Consider the following 18,140-nt stretch of genomic DNA (forward strand, 5'->3'; position numbering starts at 1 on the left):
ACTTCCATGCAGGAGACTTCCGTCTTGCTGTCGCTGGCGGCGGTGTTCGCCGTCGCCCTGGTCAGCCCCGGCCCCGACGTCGCGCTGGTGGTGCGCACCGCCGTGCACCAGGGCCGCCGCGCCGGCCTGCTCAGCGCCCTGGGCCTGGCCTGCGGCATCCTCATCCACGGCACCCTGGTGCTGACCGGCGTGGCGCTGCTGGTCAGCCGTTCGCCCATCCTGTTCGATCTGCTCCAGCTGGTGGGGGCGAGCTACCTCGGCTGGCTCGGCGTCGGCGCGGTGCGGGCCTGGCGGCAGCGCGGGGAAGGCGGCGGTGGGAGCCTGGATGGCGCACTGGCGCCGTCAGCCCTGGGGCCCTGGCTGCGCGGGCTGGCCACCAACCTGTTCAATCCCAAGGCCCTGGTGTTCTTCCTCGCCTTGCTGTCGGGGCTGATCCCGGCGGACATGTCCGTCGCCGGCAAGCTGGGGGCCGCCGCCATCCTCTTCGGCATGGGCCTGGCCTGGTTCAGCCTGCTGGGCCTGGTGCTCACCCGTGGCAGCAACCAGCAGCTGCTGCTGCGCGCCGCGCCGGCCATCGACCTGGCCTGCGGGCTGGTGTTCCTGCTGGTGGCCCTGGGGCTGGTGGGGCGCCTGCTGGCGCCCGGAGTTTGGCAATAGAGCCATCATCACTGGCGGTTACGGTCATTGCCGCGTGCGCGGGGCTGCCGGACAATCCCGGCATTCCCCGACGAGCCGGACGCCATGCACACCATATTCTTCGCCCATGCCAACGGCTTTCCTTCGGCCACCTACGGCAAGCTCTTCGCCGCATTGGCCCCGGACTTCCGCATCGAGCACCTGGAGCAGCACGGCCATGACCCGCGCTTCCCGGTGAACGACAACTGGGAGAACCTGGTGGACGAGCTCATCCACCACCTGCAGGCACGTGGTGAGCCGGTGTGGGGGCTGGGCCATTCCCTCGGCGGCGTCCTGCACTTCCACGCGGCCCTGCGCCGGCCAGACCTCTATCGCGGCGTGGTGATGCTGGACTCCCCGGTGCTGACCCTGGCCGACCGCATCGTCATCCGCGCCGCCAAACGCTTCGGTTTCATCGACCGCATCACCCCCGCCGGCCGCACCCTGGGCCGCCGCGAGGAGTTCGGCGATTTCGACGAAGCCCGCGACTACTTCGCCGGCAAGACCCTGTTCCGCCGCTTCGACCCGGACTGCCTGGACGCCTACGTCCGGCACGGCCTGGCGCGCCAGGGCGAAACCCTGCGGCTGAAGTTCGATGCGGCCACCGAAATCAGCATCTATCGCAGCGTGCCGCACCGCACGCCGGGGCGCCCGCAGCAGCTCGAAGTGCCCCTGGCCCTGGTGCGCGGGCGTCACAGCCGCGTGGTGCTGCCGCACCATGCGCGCCTGGTGAAACGCGTGCCGCAAGGGGAGTATCTGTCGCTGCCGGGTGGACACATGTTCCCCCTCGAACGCCCCGGGGAAACCGCCGATCTGCTCAAAACCCTTATCGGTCGCTGGAGCGGCCGCCGACAGGAGCCCCGCGCATGAGTGCCCAGGTCGAAGAAATCCGCCTCAACCTGCCCCATATCGAGCTGGCCGCGCACCTCTACGGTCCGGAAGACGGACAGCCGGTGATCGCCCTGCATGGCTGGCTCGACAACGCCAACAGCTTCGCCCGCCTGGCGCCGTGCCTGCCGGGGTTGCGTATCGTCGCCCTGGACTTCGCCGGCCACGGCCTTTCGGCCCATCGCGCGCCGGGAGCCAGCTACCTGCTCTGGGATTACGCCGCCGATGTGCTGCTGGTGGCCGAACAACTGGGCTGGGAACGCTTTTCCCTGCTGGGGCACTCCATGGGCGCCATCGTTTCGGTGATGCTGGCCGCGGCCATGCCGGAGCGGGTCGAGCGCCTGGCGCTGATCGACGGTCTGATGCCCTACACGGGCGAAGCCGAACAGGCGCCCGCGAAGCTGGGTGAGGCCCTGCGGGCACAGCTGGCATTGCCGGACAAGCGCAAGCCGGTCTACGCCGACATCGACCGCGCGGTACAGGCGCGCATGCGCGGCACCGGCGCGGTCAGCCGCGAAGCTGCCGAACTCCTGGCCCGGCGCGGGCTGATGCCGGTGCATGGCGGCTACACCTGGCGCACCGACAGCCGCCTGACCCTGCCATCGCCGCTGCGCATGACCCGTGCCCATGCCGTGGCCTTCGCCCGGGCGGTGCAGTGCCCGGCCATGCTGGTGCTGGCGGAGGAGGGCCTGCTGCATGTGGAGCCGAAATTCTCCAGCCTCATGGAGGGGCTGTCCTTCGACGTTCGCCTCCTCCCCGGCAAGCACCACCTGCATCTGGATGACGAGGCGGGCGCACAGGCCGTAGCAGACTGTTTCAATCCCTTCTTCGCGATTCCTTGACTTGCACCCGCCAACCGGGAAGGCTGGCGGCTTTTGGTCAAGGAGCAGGGGTATGGACGACCATCGCGGAAAGGGCGCGCAGGGCAGGGCGGCCGGAGGCCATCGGCAGGAAAAGGACGCGAAGCTGGTCCAGACTGCTCACTCCGGGACTCATCGATAAGGATGCGCATGCGCCTCACCCTTCTTCTCGGCCTGCTGCTGGCCGCATCCGTCCAGGCTGGCGACCTGCCCGACAGCCACGACCTGGCGGCATTGCCACGCTTCCCCCACGCCGAGATCACCGATTTCAGCGAGTCCCCCGATCAGGAGCGGGTCTACCCGCAAAGCTCGATCCGCCGCATCAGCAACCAGCTGCGCATGGAGCGCAAGGTGGATGCCGAGGGCAAGCAGACCTCGGTGACCTACCGCCTGCCCGCCGGCCACAGTTCCACCGACGCCTTCGATCGTGCCCGCCAGGACCTGCTGGCCGGCGGCGCGGAGCTGCTCTACTGGTGCCAGGGACGTGACTGCGGCTCCAGCAGCCTCTGGGCCAATGCCATCTTCGGCAACTCGAAACTCTACGGCCCGGACGAGCAGCAGGCCTACCTCCTGTTGCGCCTGGCCGAACCGCACCAGGACAGCCTGCTGGCGCTCTACAGCATCACCCGCGGCAATCGCCGGGCCTACCTGCATGCCGAGCAACTGGACGCCAGTACCCCCCTGGGCGAGCTGCTGCCCACGCCCGACACCCTGATGCGTGAGCTCAAGAGCAGCGGCGAACTGCACCTGGTGCGCCTGCCCGCCGAACCGCCGGCCGCCTGGGCGACCCTGCTGGCACGCTGCCTGAACCTCGACAGCACCCTGCGCATCAGCCTTTCCGGCCCCGGTGCCGAGGCCTGGCGCGAGGCTCTGGTGGAGCAGGGGGTGCGTGCTTCGCGGCTGGAACTGGGCGAGGGCGGTGAGCCCGGCCTGCATCTGAACCTGCTGCGCTGAGAAACACTCGACATCAGTCTCTATGCTTGTGTCTGCCGGATGCGTGCTGCAGGGCGGCAGGCAGGGCTTTTCCCTCATGTAAGCCGGAGTGATCCACGGATGTTCAACAACGACCGACTTTTGGTGCAGATACTCCTGCTGGCCTTGCTCGGCGCCAGCCTCTGGGTGCTCGCCCCCTTCGTGTCGGCACTGTTCTGGGCCGCGGTGCTGGCCTTCGCCAGCTGGCCGCTGATGCGCCTGCTGAGCAATGCGCTGAAAGGTCGCGAATCCACTGCCGCGGCGTTGCTCACCGCGGGCTGGATGCTGCTGGTGGCGCTGCCCCTGGTGTGGCTGGTGAGCAACCTGGCCGAGCATGTGCGCGATGCCACCGAACTGGTGAAGGACGTCCAGGTGGAAGGCCTGCCGCCGCCACCGGACTGGCTGCCGCAGATACCCCTGGTGGGTGAGCGCCTGGTGCGCGCCTGGCACTCGATCGATGCCCAGGGCGCGGCGTTCTTCGCCAGCCTCAAGCCCTACATGGGCCAGGCCGGCAACTGGGTGCTGGCGCGCACCGCGCAGGTGGGCGGCGGCATGGTGGAACTGGTGCTGAGCCTGGTGCTGGTGTTCTTCTTCTACCGCGATGGCCCGCGCATGGCGGTTTTCGTCGAGCGTGCCCTGGAGCGGTTGATCGGCGATCGTGCCGAGCACTACCTGGAGCTGGTGGCCGGCACCGTGCAGCGAGTGGTCAACGGCGTGATCGGCACCGCCGCCGCCCAGGCACTGCTGGCCTTGATCGGCTTCTGGATCGCCGGCGTGCCCGGCGCCCTGGTGCTCGGCATCGTCACCTTCGCACTGAGCCTGATTCCCATGGGCCCGCCGCTGGTCTGGGTGCCGGCCACCGCCTGGCTGGTCTGGCACGGTGATTACGGCTACGCCGTGTTCCTCGGCATCTGGGGCATGTTCATCATCAGTGGCGTGGACAACGTGCTGAAGCCCTACCTCATCAGCCGCGGCGGCAACCTGCCGCTGGTGGTGGTGCTGCTCGGGGTGTTCGGCGGCATCCTCGCCTTCGGCTTCATGGGCCTGTTCCTCGGCCCGACCCTGCTGGCCGTGGCCTATAGCCTGATCTCCGACTGGATCGGGCAGCCCCAGCTGGTGGTGCCGAAGGAAGCTGTCGAGAAGGAGAACCGGCCATCCTGAGGAATACGGGGGGCCTGTTGTCATTCGTGCTGATGGTCAGGGCTGGGCACGAACCGCCATGCCGGTACGGACAGCCCCCACGGACCCCGGAACAGCAACCTTCCTTGAATGACTGTTGGCTGTCTGCGCAGCGTCGTGTCTGCGAGGGCGGTTATCTAGACTCCCGTTGCAGATGGTCTGCCCATTTGCCCGCAAAGCGATAGAGCGGCGCGAACGTTTCCGATAGCTCGATACCCAGTGGCGTGAGTGAGTAACCGCTATCGCCTGACTCAACGATGCCCGCCTTGCGGTCCGTAGGAACGAGCCCAATCGAACACCGAATCAATCGTCGAAATAAGATGGGCATCCAAACGAGCGCTAGAATCGGCGCTTCGTGAAACCGGACCAACCCGGCAAGATCGGACGAATAGCCCTCGAACTGGTTGGCACCTCGCTTGACACGCAAAGTGAGTGCAACTGAAGCTATACGCAAATTGCGCATGAATGCATGAAAGCACTCTTCGTTGAACTCACGACCTTTGAACGGCAACGCAAAGACTACCTGGACGACGACGAATACCGCGCGTTCCAGCAGATGCTTTTGAATGACCCCGAAGCCGGGGTGGTGATTGCTCATACCGGGGGACTACGGAAAATCCGCTTTGCTGATCCCAAGCGCAACAAGGGCAAGCGTGGCGGTATCCGGGTCATCTACTACTACTGGCACGCCGGCACGCAATTCTGGCTCTTCACCGTCTATGACAAGGACGAACTGGACGACCTGAGCAACGACCAGCGCAAGGCACTGAAAGCGGCGCTGGAAAGAGAAGTCAAAGCGAGAACGACCCCATGACCAAGCGCGATATTTTTGCCGAACTCATGCAAGGCTTCGACGACCTGGCCGCGGAACGCCAAGGCAAGTTGACCCTGCGCACCCACAAGGTAGAGGCCAAGCCTCTTGTGCCAGCCACTGGCCAGGAAATCCAGGCTGTCCGCAAGAAGCTCAAGATGTCCCAGGCGGTGTTCGCGCATGCCCTGCACGCCAAGCCGGCCACCCTGAAGAATTGGGAACAGGGCCGCTCCACCCCGAACGACCAGGCCACCGTCCTGATTCGCCTCCTTGGCAAGCACCCCGAGTTGATCCAGGAACTCGCCTGATCCAGCCGACGAGGGCATGTGTAGCGGCCCTTCTGTCCTACACACGAGGGCAATGAGTGGGTCGAAAGCAGCCGCTAGCCAGAGGTCGCTTTCGAGAGGCAACTGGCAGCCATTTGCGGAGGTCTTTCGCTTTTCAACTGGACATCTACGGAGTGGGGCTGTGGGTCGCCTATTCATGCAGGATGTTCAGCAGGTAACGACACCGCCCGCAATCGTGCGCCGCGTAGCTCACTTCCAATTCGCCCTCCAGGACCCAGAGCCTCTGCCGACGCTGGCTGGATCTGGCCTTCTATCGGAAAGTGCTGGCAACGCCGACGCATCCGAATGAGGACTGAACGATTCATACGACCGCGTCTGGCCGATCTCTGCCGGCCGTGACCGGCAGAAATCGTGCCTTTCACAGTCATTCAGCCAGCGCTGTAACAACCCGTTTGCGCGGTTGTGCAGGAATTTCACGGGGCCGGCATGGCCTCGCGTAAGCGATCCAGGAAAGGTTCGAACGTCGCTTGTCGCGCAATGGCTCGATTGTGGCCCAGTGATGGATTGTGAAATGCGGGTTGCCGACGAGGAACAGTTCAACCTCTGTGCGCGCCTCATCGATCCGGCCCGATTGGGCAAGGCTTGCCGCCAGGAAACGGCGTGAGCTTGTACGGTAGGTCTCGTCCCTGCGCAGGGTCTCGATGGCAGCTTCGTATTCGCCGGCCGCATATTGCGCCTGGCCGAGGGTGAGGTAGTACCAACTTGCCGGAAACGGGTTCAGCCGGAACGCCTTGCGAATGTGCTCAAGACCCTCTTCGACATGCCCGGCCAGGACGGCGATGTCGGATAAGGTCGCCCAGATATCGGCCTCGTTCGGATCGAGTTCGATCGCCTTGGTGAACTCCGAATCCGCCTGGGCGAAGCAGCGCTCATAGGCAAGCAGGTTGGCCAGGACCCAACGGCAACCGGCATCGTTGGGATCGATCGCCACTGCTTTGCGCGCCAGTTCCAACGCAATGCTACGGGTAGGTTCGATCGGTTCGCCCCAATGCACCCAACCCATCCAGTGGTTCATGGCAAGCCAGCGATAGGCCTCGGCGTATTCCGGATCGAGCGCTACTGCGCGCGTGAGCTTCAGATGCGCTTCCCGCGCCGTCTGCGGCGAATCATCGATCAGCTTGCGGGCCCGCACGCAGAGATCGTAGGCCTCGAGGTTCCTGGGCCGATTGCGCGGCGGTGGAGCACGCAGCCGGCCGAGTAACGCCTCGACGATCTTGCCGGTGACCTCGTCCTGAACGGCAAAGATATCTTCCAGGCTGCGATCGAAGCGTTCCGCCCATTGATGATCGCCACTCAGCGCATCGACCAGTTGGGCGTTGATGCGCACGCGCCCCGCGGCGCGTCTCGCGCTACCTTCCAGCAGGTAGCGCACGCCAAGGTCCTGGGCGATCTCGCCGGAGGCCAAGGTGCAGGAAAACCGATCGGCGTTTCGGGGCTCAGCTTGCATGCACGTAGGTGCCCGGCGAGGCCTCCAGCGGTGGATGGTCCTGATTGCCCAGGGCCGCCAGGGTTTCGCGTTGAGCTCCGGAGCGCGCCTGAATCCAGTCCAGCCACGCCGGCCACCAGCTGCCGTTGTGCTGCTGCGCGTCGAAATACCAGGCGCGCGGGTCGGAAGACAGCTTGCCGTTCTCCAGGTAGTTGGCCTTGGGGTTGCCGGGCGGGTTGAGGATGCTCTGGATATGCCCGCTGTTGGACAGCACGAAGCGTCGTTCGCCACCGAGCAGCAGGGTCGAGCGGTAGACCGTGTCCCAGGGGGTGATATGGTCATTGGTGCCGGCGACGCTGAAACTGTCCACCGTGACCTTCCGCAAGTCGACTGGGGTGCCGCAGATCTCCAGGCCGCCGCTGCGGGTCAGCGGGTTGTGCTTGAAGAGGTCGAGAAAATCGCCGTGCAGCGCAGCCGGCAAACGGGTGTTGTCGTTGTTCCAGTAGAGAATGTCGAAGGCCGGCGGCTGCTTGCCGAGCAGGTAGTTGTTGACCCAGTAGTTCCAGACCAGGTCGTTGGGTCGCATCCAGGCGAATACCCTCGCCATGTCGCGGCCGTCCAGCACGCCCCGGCGATAGGAGCGGCGCTTGGCCGCCTCCAGGGTTTCCTCGTTGACGAACAGCGCGGCCGGGCTCTCCACCCGGCTGTCCAGCAGGCTCACCAGATAGCTGGCGCTGGCCACCTTGTGCAACTGCCGCTTGGCCTGCAGGTGGCCTTGCAGGGCGGCGATGGTCAGGCCGCCGGCGCAGGCGCCCGCCAGGTTGACCGCCTTGCTGCCGGTGATGGCGCGGCAGGCATCGAGCGCTTCTTTCAGCGCCTCCACGTAGTTCGACAGGCCGCACTCGCGATGGCGTGCGTCCGGGTTGCGCCAGCTCACCATGAACACCTGCAGGCCGTTCTTCAGCGCGTATTGCACGAAGCTCTTCTCCGGGCTGAGGTCGAAGATGTAGTACTTGTTGATCTGCGGCGGGACGATCAATAGCGGCTGCCGGTATTGCTTCTCGCTCATCGGCTGGTACTGGATGAGCTCCAGCAGGTCGTTGCGCAACACCACGGCACCGGGAGTGGTGGCGATGTTCCGGCCGACTTCGAAAGCCGCCTTGCTGACCTGGCTGGGCATGCCGCCGTTGTGCAGCAGGTCGTCCGCGAGGTGACGCAGGCCGTGGAACAGGCTGAGCCCGCCGGTGTTGAACATCTCCTTGAGCGCCGCCGGGTTGAGCAGGCCGTTGGTGGGTGACAGCGCATCGCCGAGCAGCGTCACGATGAAACGTGCCCGGACCTGGTCATCGGCCGAAAGATCGCTCTCGTCGATCCAGGCGTTGAGCTGCTTCTGCCAGGCCAGATAGGCCTGCAAGCCACGGCGGTAGAAGGGATTGAGGCGCCACGACGGGTCCTGGAAACGCGCATCCTGGACAGGGGGCTGGTGCGGTGTGTCGCCAAGCAGCACGCGACCCAGTTGGCCACCCAGGGCCAGGACATGTCGGGTACTGTGCACCGGTTGCCTGAGGCCCTGCAGCGCCAGGGTGCGCAGGGTGGAGAACATAGCCCGGCCGCGCAGGCCGGGGGTGGAGCCTTCTTCTGCTGTCACAAGGGTCGCGGGTTCAGGCAAGGTGCCCGCTGCTGGTTTATTTCGCATGGACCATACTCCGTCTTCCTCCCGCCGGGGAGCCGAATCGAAAAGGGGTTGAACCAGGGGCTGCGCGGGTGCATCCATCTGCCGGGCGAACCGTCGCCCCAGCGGCACACCCCCGCCAATGGGTCAGGGAGCTGCGCGCCGTACCCTGAGTACGCGGTCGCTGGCGGCGTAGCGGTGTCGACCGTCCAGCGGCCGCGCGCTGGCCGGCTTGATCAGGCCGGAATCCGGCTGCAGAAAGCCGAGCAAGGCCTGCCGGGTGGCTTGCCAGGCCTCCTTGTGTTCCATATCGAGGAAGTGTCCGGTGTTGCGGATGGTGCGGAACTGGCACTGATGGGCATGGTCGGCGAACAGGCGGGCGTCCCCCGCCGAGGTGTACTCGTCCCATTCGCCATTGACGAACAGCAGCGGAATATCGATAGCGGCGGCGCAGGCGACATAGCGCTGGGTACCTTGCTCGAGCACCTCATTGAAATGAGCGTGCATCTGCCGGTATTCGTGTTCGGCCAGGCTGCTGATGTGGCGGAAATTGAAGCGTTTGAACAGCGGCGGCAGGTGCTTGCCGATGGTGGTGTTGATCAGGCGGCCCACCTTGATGCGGTCGCAGGTCTGCAGCACGTTCAGGCCGCTCTCCAGGTAGTTGCGCATTGGCTGATTGATCCGCGCGGCGAATGAAGCGATCACCGCCTTCTCGATCCGCCGCGGCCGCTGGGCCAGCGCCAGCAGGGTAGCCGCGCCACCCCAGGAGAAGGACAGCACATGGTCGGCGGCGACCCTTTCGATCAATTCCAGCAGAATCTCTGCCTCGTCTTCCTCGCTGATTGGCCGACCCGGGCAGTTATGCGGTTTCGACTGGCCGGCGTAGGGCTGGTCGTAGAGCACCACGTTGAACCGCGGCTGCAGGTAACGCACCGTCTGGGCGAACGATGCGGTGGTCGCGAACGCGCCGTTGACCAGAATGATGGTCTTCCTGGCGGCGGGGTTACCGTAACGCTCCGTATGAACCTTGTACTTCCTGTGAATGTCGACGATGGCGGTTTCCGGCTTCATGGATTTTCTCTCGCACGGATTGGGCTGAGCGGACAGCCGGAGCAGCTGTTCGCAGGGCTATTCCACAGACAGCAGAACGCCTCGGCCTGACATACGAGTGCCAAGCGAATGAGTTGACTACCTGGTTACTTTCGATGAGCCGCGAAAGTCGTATGGCATGAGTCCTTTCTGGGCACCGGGGCGGTGAGAACACCTGTGTGCCCGGCATGCGCGGTTCGACTTCCCTTGGCCTCACGAGGGACGAAAGCTGTGGGGAGTTCAACTATGCTGGCTCGGTCGAAACGCCACCATCGTCGTTTCCCGGAGAAGGCTGTGGCGATTTCGGGCGAGCATTTGTCGTGGATCGACTACGCGCCGTCGTGAAGGAAGCGGAGAAGCCCGCAGCAGTGGGCGGGAGATTTGTCCCTAGCCGTGGCTATAACTCGAAAAACTGCAGACTCCACTGGTCATGGGGGCACTTCTGTGCAGGTTGGCGGAACCGGAAGGGGATTTCCGGCCCTGGCAGTCCCGGCTGTGTGCGTTCTGTATCGGGACGCTGACACAGCATTGCGGAAGTCGATAGTAGGGTGCGCCGCGCGCACCGAGCGGAGTTGATCTCGGAGCCTGGGTATCAGTCGGTGCGCATGGCGCACCCTACGGGCCAATTTCGAGCAATCGCTGCCCACCTCTAGCGTGGACGGCTCCCTCTGAGAGAGGGCAGGGGTGAGGGTTGCCGATCTCACTCACGGTGTCTGAATACACATTCCTGATGCTCCGCCACGTTCCCGGGACTCGTTCCTTTGCGTCTTTCCTTTCGACAATGGCAAAAGTGGACCAAAGATTTATTTTCTCCACTCTAGACTTCCGCTCGTGGCCGGTTTCTATCGGTCGTGATCGGCAGAAGTCGACCCGAAGCGGTCGGTCGCAACAGGCAGAAACCGGCCAGGAGCAGACGCCCACCCGCCAGCTTCCAGCTCAGAGCAATCATTTAAAGCTGGCCGTGGTCATTTATTATTAATTGATATCAGTGCTATCCAATTAGTGCCATTTATCAATTAATCGTTGAGGGTTAGGTTGTATCTCAGGAATTTCAGGCCGAGAGCAACGCATGCCCCCAAGCACCCTTCTCAAGTGCGGAACCGCAGCCAGGGCGGAATCTCTTTGTCTCACTCTGGCTATCTGTACGACGGCCAGCGCTACCGAGCCCGGCCCGCTGACCATCGAGAGTCAGGGCAGCCTGATTGCGGTGGGGGCATTCACTCAGCCGGGCAGCTTTGATCCCTTTCTACCGATGAAGCCCGATGGCTAGAGCTATCACGGCGATCACGTGTATGCGTTCTATCAGGTGCCGGCCCACGCTCGACCGTTGCCCATCGTCATGTGGCATAGGGCCGGGCAATCCGCGACGTCCTGGGAGACGACGGCAGACGGCGCGCGAGGGATTGACCTGGATTGATCCACCACTGCGGCGATAGCTGCCGTGCCCCTTCAGAAGTAGCAATTGGCAGGAGTACTCATGAATCGACCAACGATAAAGGCCACCCTGATGGCCGCCATGATCGGAATGTCGGCGGCCGAGGTTGTGGCGGCGGACTACAAGCAGAACCCGTTCACCTTCGCCTACGACGGTGCGATTACGAAGAACGAACCGGGCAAGATCAACGTCCACACGGTCACGTACAAGCTCAACGGCTTGGACATCTCCGCCAACGTTTACACCCCTGCGAACTATGAGCCGGGGAAGAAGTATCCCGCAGTCGTTGTGGCACATCCGAATGGTGGGGTGAAGGAACAGGTCGCCGGGCTGTATGCGCAACGACTGGCAGACCAGGGCTATATCACCATCGCGGCGGATGCAGCGTATCAAGGTGCGAGTGGCGGTGAGCCACGCTATGTGGACAAACCTGCCTACCGCGTCGAGGACATCCACGGAATGGCGGACTACATCGCCCAATATCCGGGCGTCGATAGTGCGCGCCTGGGCTTGCTCGGCATTTGTGGCGGTGGCGGCTATTCGCTGAAAGCGGCGCAAACCGACAAGCGCTTTCAGTCGATTGCGACCCTGAGCATGTTCAACTCAGGACAGGTTCGCCGCAACGGCTACATGGATTCGCAACTGTCGACCATCCAGGAGCGTTTGCAGCAGGCTTCGGCCGCCCGCGCCCAGGAGGCAGCAGGCGGGAAGGTTCTTTACGCCAATGACGTACAGCTGACCGACGAACAAATCGCCAAGCTACCCTTCGAGCTGTATCGCCAAGGACTGGTCTACTACGGCAAGACCCACGCCCATCCGAACTCCAGCGGGAAGTACACACTCAGCAGCCTGCTGGACCTGATGAGCTTCGATGCCACCGATGAGATCGAACTGATCGACAAGCCGTTGCTGATGATCGCGGGCAGCAAGGCCGACAGCCTGTACATGTCAGAGCAGGCCTTTGCCAAGGCCAGCGGTACCAAGGACAAGGAGTTGTTCAAGGTCGACGGAGCCACGCATATCGAGACCTACTGGGTTCCCAAGTACGTGGATGCCGCAATGGACAAGCTGACAGCCTTCTACGCCAGGACGCTCTGAGCACAGATTCCTATTGGGGATAATGAGGTGAGATCGCAATGGAAAATGTCGCAGGTAAGGTAGTCGTCATCACAGGTGGCAGTTCCGGCCTTGGCGCTGAAACCGCCCGCCATCTCGTAAAGGCGGGCGCCAAGGTGGCGCTCGGTGCGCGTCGTCTGGATCGGCTGGAGGCGCTCGCGCAGGAGTTGGGCAGCGAGAACTGCACCGTCTTCAAGGTGGACGTCGCCGAACGCGATCAGGTCGGGGCCTTTGTCAATCACGCGGTGAAAACCTTCGGGCGAATCGACGTGATGATCAACAATGCAGGCGTGATGCCGCTCGGGCCGTTGGAACTGCTGCGCCTCGATGAGTGGGATCAATGCATCGACGTCAACATCAAGGGCGTCCTGTGGGGTATTGCTGCTGCGCTGCCCCATTTCAAGGCGCAGAACTCCGGCCAGTTCATCAACGTTGCGTCCGTAGCCGGCCATAGGGTCGGTGTGGGTACTGCCATCTACTCGGCCACCAAGCACTCGGTACGCGTGATTTCCGAAGGGCTACGTCAGGAAGTGAAGCCCTACAACATCCGCACCACCATCCTGTCACCGGGTGCGGTGGATACGGAATTGCCTGCATCGGTGAAAGCTGAAGGTATCGCTCAGGGCGTCGCGCAGTTCTACGAGGCCACTGCCATTCCGGCTTCGAGCTTCGCCCGCTGCGTTCTGTTCGCGATGAGTCAACCCGAGGATGTGGATATCAACGAGATCCTGTTCCGTCCCACGAAGCAGGATTTATGAGGCCAATCACCCTGAAGGACCCTTCATCATGAACAAGACCTTGTTGGGGCTGGCGGTGTGCGCCGCGACTCCCTTCGCCAGTGCCGCCAGCCAATCTGACAACCGCAGTGAATCTTTGGCCGCTCAATCGGCCCAGCAAATCACCCGCGCAGGTAGTCAAGCTTCGGCAGTGGGGCCAGCGGACTACTTCTCCGGACGGGTGCGCGTCGATCCGTTGTTTACCGCCACCAGTGAGATCAACGCATCCGGCGCCTATGTCACCTTCGAACCTGGTGCGCGCTCGGCCTGGCACACACATCCCGCAGGACAACGCTTGGTGGTCGTTTCCGGCGTGGGCCTGACTCAGGAATGGGGCAAACCTGTGCAGGAAATCCATCCGGGCGACGTGATCGTTTGCCCACCGGGGGTTAAGCACTGGCACGGTGCCGCACCGTCGACCGCAATGACCCACCTTGCCGTGACCGGCGCGGTGGATGGCAAGAGCGTTCAATGGCTGGAGAAAGTCACCGATGATCAATACAACGCACGCTAATCGCTTCACGCCGGGAGTGCTGGCAGTGGCATTCGCGCTGTGCGTGGGGTTAGCGATTTCGCCGAGTCACGCTGCCCAGAACTCCGCGGAGGCGCGTCCCATGTCCAATTCACAGCCCGCATCCGAAACCCTGTCCGCCAAGCAGCAGGCCATCCCGTTGATCGCCGCGACCATGGCGACCAGCAACATGCCCAAGCTCAATGCCGCGCTGAACCAAGGTCTGGATGCAGGTCTGACTATCAGCGAGGCCAAGGAGATCCTGGTGCAGCTCTATGCCTACACCGGCTTTCCTCGCAGCCTCAACGCATTGAGTGAGCTGATGAAGGTGGTGGAGGCGCGCAAGCAGCGCGGGATTCAGGACGCCCCAGGGCGAGAGCCTAGTACTGACATTCCCACTGGCGACGAACTGGTGGCCGTGGGCAAGGCCAACCAGACCCGTATTGCGGGTGCGCCCGTCCAGGGTCCGCTGTTCGACTTTGCCCCCGTCATCAACCAGTACTTACAGGCGCATCTGTTCGGCGCCATTTTCGAGCGCGACAATCTGGACTGGCAGAGTCGTGAGCTGGCGACGGTTGGCGCACTGGCCGCGACGCCTGGCGTAGAGGCGCAACTGCGCTCGCACATGGCCGCCAGCATGCGTGTAGGACTCGCCGCCTCGCAGTTGCGTCAGCTGATCCAGGTGCTGGCCGACCATGGCGATGCCGAAGCAGCTCAGCGTGCCCGCGAAGCGCTGGAGACCCAAGTGGCCGGAGCTGCCGGGCGTTCATGAGTGAGGCTGCGCTATCTGGCGAATGAGCGGCACATTAGCCGGAGTAGCGCAGCGCATCACGGAACAACGTGAAGGCCGGAGACGCTTGGCGCCGGCTGGGATAGTAGAGGTGGTAGCCGGAAAACGGCTCGCACCAGTCCGCGAGCACGCGAATCAACCGCCCCTCGTCCACATGCGCCTGCACCAGGTCTTCAGGCATGTAGGCCAGCCCGAGCCCCTTGAGGACGGCTTCCAGGCGCATAGCGATGTTGTTGAACACCAGTTGGCCCTCGACACGGACTTTCAGCTCCTGCCCCTTCTTCTCAAATTCCCAGGGGAAGATTCCGCCGTAAGTCGGCATCCGGAGGTTGATGCAGTTGTGCTGCATGAGATCGCGTGGAATCTTGGGTTTCGGATTCCGGGCGAAATACTCTGGGGAGCCGACAACTGCCATCCGCATGTCGGGGCCGATGCGAACGGCGATCATGTCCTTGGCGACCTGCTCACCCAGCCGGACACCGGCGTCGTAGCCTTCCGCCACGATGTCGGTCAGGCCATAGTCCACGATGATCTCGATACTGAGATCGGGATGCTCCGGCAACAGTTTGGCCAGCACGGGCTGTAGGATAGTGATGGCCGAGTGTTCGCCGGCGGTGATACGCAGCTTGCCCGCCGGCTTGTCGCGGAACTCGCTGAGCAGCGTCAGCTCATTGTTGATTTCCTCGAACCTGGGTGTGACCACCCGCAGTAAGTGCTCGCCCGCCTCCGTGGGGGAAACACTGCGCGTAGTACGTGCCAGCAACCGGACGCCCAATCGCTCCTCCAATTGGCGCATGGCACGACTCAAGGCAGGCTGCGACATGCCGAGTTTGGCCGCCGCGCGAGTGAAGCTGCGCTCCTGAGCCACGACCGAGAAAATCGCGAGCTGGTCATAGCTTTCAGTGGCCATTCATGTGCACCCGTTATGAGTCTGGTGCGATTATGCCATCTAGCGAGACGAGTAGTTCTTTAGCTAATGGGCAGATCTCTACGCTGAAGGTCAGCTTCTGGCCGATCTCTGCCGATCATGACCGGCAGAAGTCGACCCGCAGTTGTCGCTGACGGCAGGCAGAAACCGGCCAGAGCTGGGCGTTTAGAGTAGGCGAAGTAAATCCGCCCGGAATGGCACTCGAAGGTGGACAGCTCGACGAATTGGATACCTAAGGCCTGCTCGCCTTCCAAACCAGCACCGCCCTGGCATGGATTTTCACGTCGTCCATGGCCACGGTTCGCGTTTTGTGAGCCGGACTATCCGATATCAGCTCCAGCTGATCGGCACCCGCCAGTTGAAGGCGCTTGAGGAACAAATGCCCCGCCCAGGTGATGAGATAAATGCCATCGCCGACGTATTCATTGATGCCGCGATCGATCAGGGCCAGGTCCTTGTCGCTGATGGTTCCCCTCATCGACTGGCCCCAGGCAGTGATGATGGAAAGGTTGGCGGGGGCGGTGTAGCCGAGCCCCAATCTTTCGAGCTGCTGCTCGAAGAGGGCGATGCTGCTAACCAGCTCGGCGTAGTCAACTGGTACTTGGCCGGTTTCCGAGTTTCTGTCCAGCTCATACTTCTGAATCAGAATCTCGCCGTCCTTTGGACAGGCTGCTCGTGCGGCTCCCCTTGAGTCGTTGCTCGGCAAGCCGCGTGGGGAGATTGGGTCCGTTTCGGGCCCATCTCGATCAACCAGAGCTGACACCGGCACGTCCAACGCCGCAGCTATGTCACCGAGCCTTCCAGGGCGGGGAGTGTTCTTGTCGGACTCCCATGCCTGAACGGATTGCGGTGTAACGCCCACCAATCTGCTCAGTTCGGATTGTTGGCCTTTGGTTTGTAAGTTTGAGCTGTATTCCAGGGATGGAGGTGATCAGTGAAAGAGAACCCCGCTCAACGCGCCGCAAAGGCGGCTGGTGGTCAGTCGGCTTTGGCGAGGGCGCTTGGTTGCACACCTCAAGCAGTACAGCGGATGTGCGCAACGGGGCATGTGCCCGCGGAGCGTGTCTTGCAGATAGAGGCAGCAGTAGCCGCACGAGTGACAAGGTATGAATTGCGGCCGGATCTATATCCCTGCGAGTCGAATACGTCTGAAGACTGGGACTTGAACCAATGCACGGACAGCTGACCGAATGGACCCGAGACGTTGCCGATGTACTGGCGCAACCGCCCGGCCACCCGCAACTGCAGGCGCTCACCGACTGGCTGAAACGCCTGACCTTCACCGACCACTTCGCACTGCTCATTTATAAACGGCGCCATCCGCCGCAGACGCTGTTCGACACTTTTTCGCCGGACCTGTGCCCTGCCTTCGTGGGCGACTACCCGGCCTTGTCCGAGAAGCTGGGTTTCATCATCAGCCTGGGGGAGGAGGGTAGGGCGGTGCTGTCGCTGATGCGGCTGCAGGGTACGGTGGCTGCCAGTGAGGAAGAGCGGCAGTTGCTGCACAGCGCGGCGCCGGTGGTGGAGCAGGTGGTGCGTTCGGCCTGGGAGGCGCATCGGCGGAACGGCCGGAATGTTGCCGATGACCTGGGCGACAGGGTGGGTGAGGTGGTCGCGCGATTCGGCCGGGGTGTGCTGACCAGGCGGGAACGTGAGGTGGCGCGGTTGCTGCTGGAGGGGCATTCGAACCGTACGGCTTCGCAGCAGCTGCGGATCGCGCCGGGGACGGTGAAGGTGCACCGGCGGAATCTCTACGAGAAGCTGGGGGTTGGCAGTCAGTCGGAGTTGTTCGCGTTGTTCGTGCGGGAGTTGAAGGGGGAAGGGGGTAGCCGATGGCCAGGCGAACCAATAACGATATGAGATGGCTCACAGCTCGAACAACGCTCTCACAGGGCATCCCACATGGTCACCAGATTGCTCGGCGACAATTTTCGCGCCTCGGTCAGGTTCCTTCAGGGATATCGGTTTGCCTACTTCTTTCTTGCTCTTGCTCTTGCTCTTGCTCTGGCCTGCAGCCGTGCCGTTGGAGCTGATGAAACCGAGGTGGCCGTGCACCCGCTTTCGTTGCCTCGCGCCATCCCTTGCTCGATGAAGTTCGAGTCCCCGCCATCGAGTGCGTCCGGATTGAAGGCCAGCGCAATACCCAGAGTTTCAGGGTTCCCGTGCACCTGCGCCTTCAAAAGCCGAAAGCGATCCTCACGCAGAGTCGCCGGGTCCGTCCCGCTGCCAATGGCTTGCTTCCCGGGTGCCAGAACCTGAGCAGATCCATCAGGGCCAGGACGATCAGGGTGGCGACGACGAACCTGGAAATGGCGATGAAGGTGGCCGGCAGCAGGGGCAAGTCGAGGAGCCGGCAAAGCATGGCCATGGCCGGCATCAGCGCGTACAGGCCGTAGCTGAAGCTGCGCACCAGCAGCGTCGGCAACTCGCCGGAAACCAATGGCGAAGGTCGATCCGGTATGGCGAAGCCGAGGAGATGGGCAAGGACGATGGACAGGGCCAGCATCAGTGGTGGGCTGAGCATGCCGCTGAAGCGCCGGTCAGGCTGCTGTTCGAGCTGCCGTCGGGTATAGAGCGAAACGGCGATGGGGTTGCGTAGCACTCGCCAGAGCGTTCGCGGAAAGCAAACGGGCCAGGTCGCGACCTTCCAGAGGAATGCTTCGAG

The 18,140-nt window shown here is 63.2% G+C and carries 19 protein-coding genes and 2 pseudogenes; 14 read left to right on the forward strand and 7 right to left on the reverse strand.

Going from position 1 to position 18,140, the window contains the following annotated elements:
- The first annotated feature begins 6 nt into the window (after positions 1–6).
- The 7 genes from ACFPU0_RS24005 (at position 7) to ACFPU0_RS24035 (ending at position 5,693) form a co-directional block, all read left to right on the forward strand.
- Positions 7–657 carry a LysE family translocator gene (locus tag ACFPU0_RS24005; protein ID WP_377695793.1) on the forward strand — a complete coding sequence of 217 codons (651 nt, stop codon included), beginning with the start codon at positions 7–9 and terminating at the stop codon, positions 655–657.
- Positions 658–741: 84 nt separating this feature from the next.
- Complete coding sequence (locus ACFPU0_RS24010) at positions 742–1,545, forward strand: alpha/beta fold hydrolase (RefSeq protein ID WP_377695794.1); 804 nt, start codon at positions 742–744, stop codon at positions 1,543–1,545.
- A complete protein-coding gene (locus ACFPU0_RS24015) occupies positions 1,542–2,405 on the forward strand; it encodes an alpha/beta fold hydrolase (RefSeq protein WP_377695795.1) in 864 nt (287 codons plus the stop codon). Before ACFPU0_RS24010 ends, ACFPU0_RS24015 begins: the two co-directional genes overlap by 4 nt.
- A 162-nt stretch (positions 2,406–2,567) precedes the next feature.
- Entirely contained in the window at positions 2,568–3,377 is an 810-nt protein-coding gene (locus ACFPU0_RS24020) for a DUF4892 domain-containing protein (protein ID WP_377695796.1), read from the forward strand.
- A 99-nt stretch (positions 3,378–3,476) separates the two neighbouring features.
- Positions 3,477–4,556 carry an AI-2E family transporter gene (locus ACFPU0_RS24025; protein ID WP_377695797.1) on the forward strand — a complete coding sequence of 360 codons (1,080 nt, stop codon included), beginning with the start codon at positions 3,477–3,479 and terminating at the stop codon, positions 4,554–4,556.
- Positions 4,557–5,043: 487 nt separating this feature from the next.
- A complete protein-coding gene (locus ACFPU0_RS24030; protein WP_377695798.1) occupies positions 5,044–5,388 on the forward strand; it encodes a toxin in 345 nt (114 codons plus the stop codon).
- The gene (locus ACFPU0_RS24035; protein ID WP_377695799.1) at positions 5,385–5,693 is read left to right on the forward strand and encodes a helix-turn-helix domain-containing protein; all 309 of its coding nucleotides are present in this window, start codon (positions 5,385–5,387) and stop codon (positions 5,691–5,693) included. The genes ACFPU0_RS24030 and ACFPU0_RS24035 overlap by 4 nt, the downstream gene beginning before the upstream one ends.
- A gap of 403 nt (positions 5,694–6,096) precedes the next feature.
- Here ACFPU0_RS24035 and ACFPU0_RS24040 read toward each other — a convergent pair whose 3' ends face one another.
- The 3 genes from ACFPU0_RS24040 to ACFPU0_RS24050 all read right to left on the reverse strand — a co-directional run bounded on the left by ACFPU0_RS24040 (position 6,097) and on the right by ACFPU0_RS24050 (position 9,901).
- Positions 6,097–7,104: a hypothetical protein gene (locus tag ACFPU0_RS24040; RefSeq protein ID WP_377695800.1), complete on the reverse strand. Its 1,008-nt coding sequence runs from the start codon at positions 7,102–7,104 to the stop codon at positions 6,097–6,099.
- 64 nt (positions 7,105–7,168) lie between these two features.
- A complete protein-coding gene (gene phaC, locus ACFPU0_RS24045; RefSeq protein WP_377695801.1) occupies positions 7,169–8,854 on the reverse strand; it encodes a class II poly(R)-hydroxyalkanoic acid synthase in 1,686 nt (561 codons plus the stop codon).
- Positions 8,855–8,977: 123 nt separating this feature from the next.
- The gene (locus ACFPU0_RS24050; RefSeq protein WP_377695802.1) at positions 8,978–9,901 is read right to left on the reverse strand and encodes an alpha/beta fold hydrolase; all 924 of its coding nucleotides are present in this window, start codon (positions 9,899–9,901) and stop codon (positions 8,978–8,980) included.
- 1,087 nt (positions 9,902–10,988) lie between these two features.
- Here ACFPU0_RS24050 and ACFPU0_RS24055 point away from each other — a divergent pair.
- The 5 genes and pseudogenes from ACFPU0_RS24055 to ACFPU0_RS24075 all read left to right on the forward strand — a co-directional run.
- Positions 10,989–11,321, forward strand: a pseudogene (locus tag ACFPU0_RS24055) (alpha/beta hydrolase); the annotation flags it as partial.
- Positions 11,322–11,396: 75 nt separating this feature from the next.
- Positions 11,397–12,452 carry an alpha/beta hydrolase gene (locus ACFPU0_RS24060; RefSeq protein WP_377695803.1) on the forward strand — a complete coding sequence of 352 codons (1,056 nt, stop codon included), beginning with the start codon at positions 11,397–11,399 and terminating at the stop codon, positions 12,450–12,452.
- A gap of 38 nt (positions 12,453–12,490) precedes the next feature.
- Complete coding sequence (locus tag ACFPU0_RS24065; protein ID WP_377695804.1) at positions 12,491–13,228, forward strand: SDR family oxidoreductase; 738 nt, start codon at positions 12,491–12,493, stop codon at positions 13,226–13,228.
- 28 nt (positions 13,229–13,256) lie between these two features.
- Positions 13,257–13,760 (forward strand): cupin domain-containing protein, encoded by a 504-nt coding sequence (locus ACFPU0_RS24070; protein WP_377695805.1) that lies wholly within the window; start codon positions 13,257–13,259, stop codon positions 13,758–13,760.
- Positions 13,738–14,529, forward strand: a complete 792-nt coding sequence (locus ACFPU0_RS24075; protein ID WP_377695806.1) for a carboxymuconolactone decarboxylase family protein — start codon at positions 13,738–13,740, stop codon at positions 14,527–14,529. Before ACFPU0_RS24070 ends, ACFPU0_RS24075 begins: the two co-directional genes overlap by 23 nt.
- A 34-nt stretch (positions 14,530–14,563) precedes the next feature.
- On the opposite strand, the gene ACFPU0_RS24080 is transcribed toward ACFPU0_RS24075, so the two are convergent.
- The 3 genes and pseudogenes from ACFPU0_RS24080 to ACFPU0_RS24090 all read right to left on the reverse strand — a co-directional run.
- Complete coding sequence (locus ACFPU0_RS24080) at positions 14,564–15,457, reverse strand: LysR family transcriptional regulator (RefSeq protein ID WP_377695807.1); 894 nt, start codon at positions 15,455–15,457, stop codon at positions 14,564–14,566.
- Between the two features lie 250 nt (positions 15,458–15,707).
- Positions 15,708–16,238 carry a S24 family peptidase gene (locus tag ACFPU0_RS24085; RefSeq protein ID WP_377695808.1) on the reverse strand — a complete coding sequence of 177 codons (531 nt, stop codon included), beginning with the start codon at positions 16,236–16,238 and terminating at the stop codon, positions 15,708–15,710.
- 6 nt (positions 16,239–16,244) lie between these two features.
- Positions 16,245–16,394, reverse strand: a pseudogene (locus ACFPU0_RS24090) (helix-turn-helix transcriptional regulator); the annotation flags it as partial.
- A 15-nt stretch (positions 16,395–16,409) separates the two neighbouring features.
- On the opposite strand from ACFPU0_RS24090, the gene ACFPU0_RS24095 reads away from it, so the two are divergent.
- Positions 16,410–16,661: a transcriptional regulator gene (locus ACFPU0_RS24095; protein WP_377695809.1), complete on the forward strand. Its 252-nt coding sequence runs from the start codon at positions 16,410–16,412 to the stop codon at positions 16,659–16,661.
- Positions 16,646–17,335 carry a LuxR C-terminal-related transcriptional regulator gene (locus ACFPU0_RS24100; protein WP_377695810.1) on the forward strand — a complete coding sequence of 230 codons (690 nt, stop codon included), beginning with the start codon at positions 16,646–16,648 and terminating at the stop codon, positions 17,333–17,335. Before ACFPU0_RS24095 ends, ACFPU0_RS24100 begins: the two co-directional genes overlap by 16 nt.
- A 316-nt stretch (positions 17,336–17,651) precedes the next feature.
- Here ACFPU0_RS24100 and ACFPU0_RS24105 read toward each other — a convergent pair.
- On the reverse strand, positions 17,652–18,140 hold a 489-nt coding region (locus ACFPU0_RS24105), incomplete at its 5' end, for a hypothetical protein (protein WP_377695811.1).

This window comes from Pseudomonas sp. GCM10022186, from assembly GCF_042656385.1.
Classification (GTDB): Bacteria; Pseudomonadota; Gammaproteobacteria; order Pseudomonadales; family Pseudomonadaceae; genus Metapseudomonas.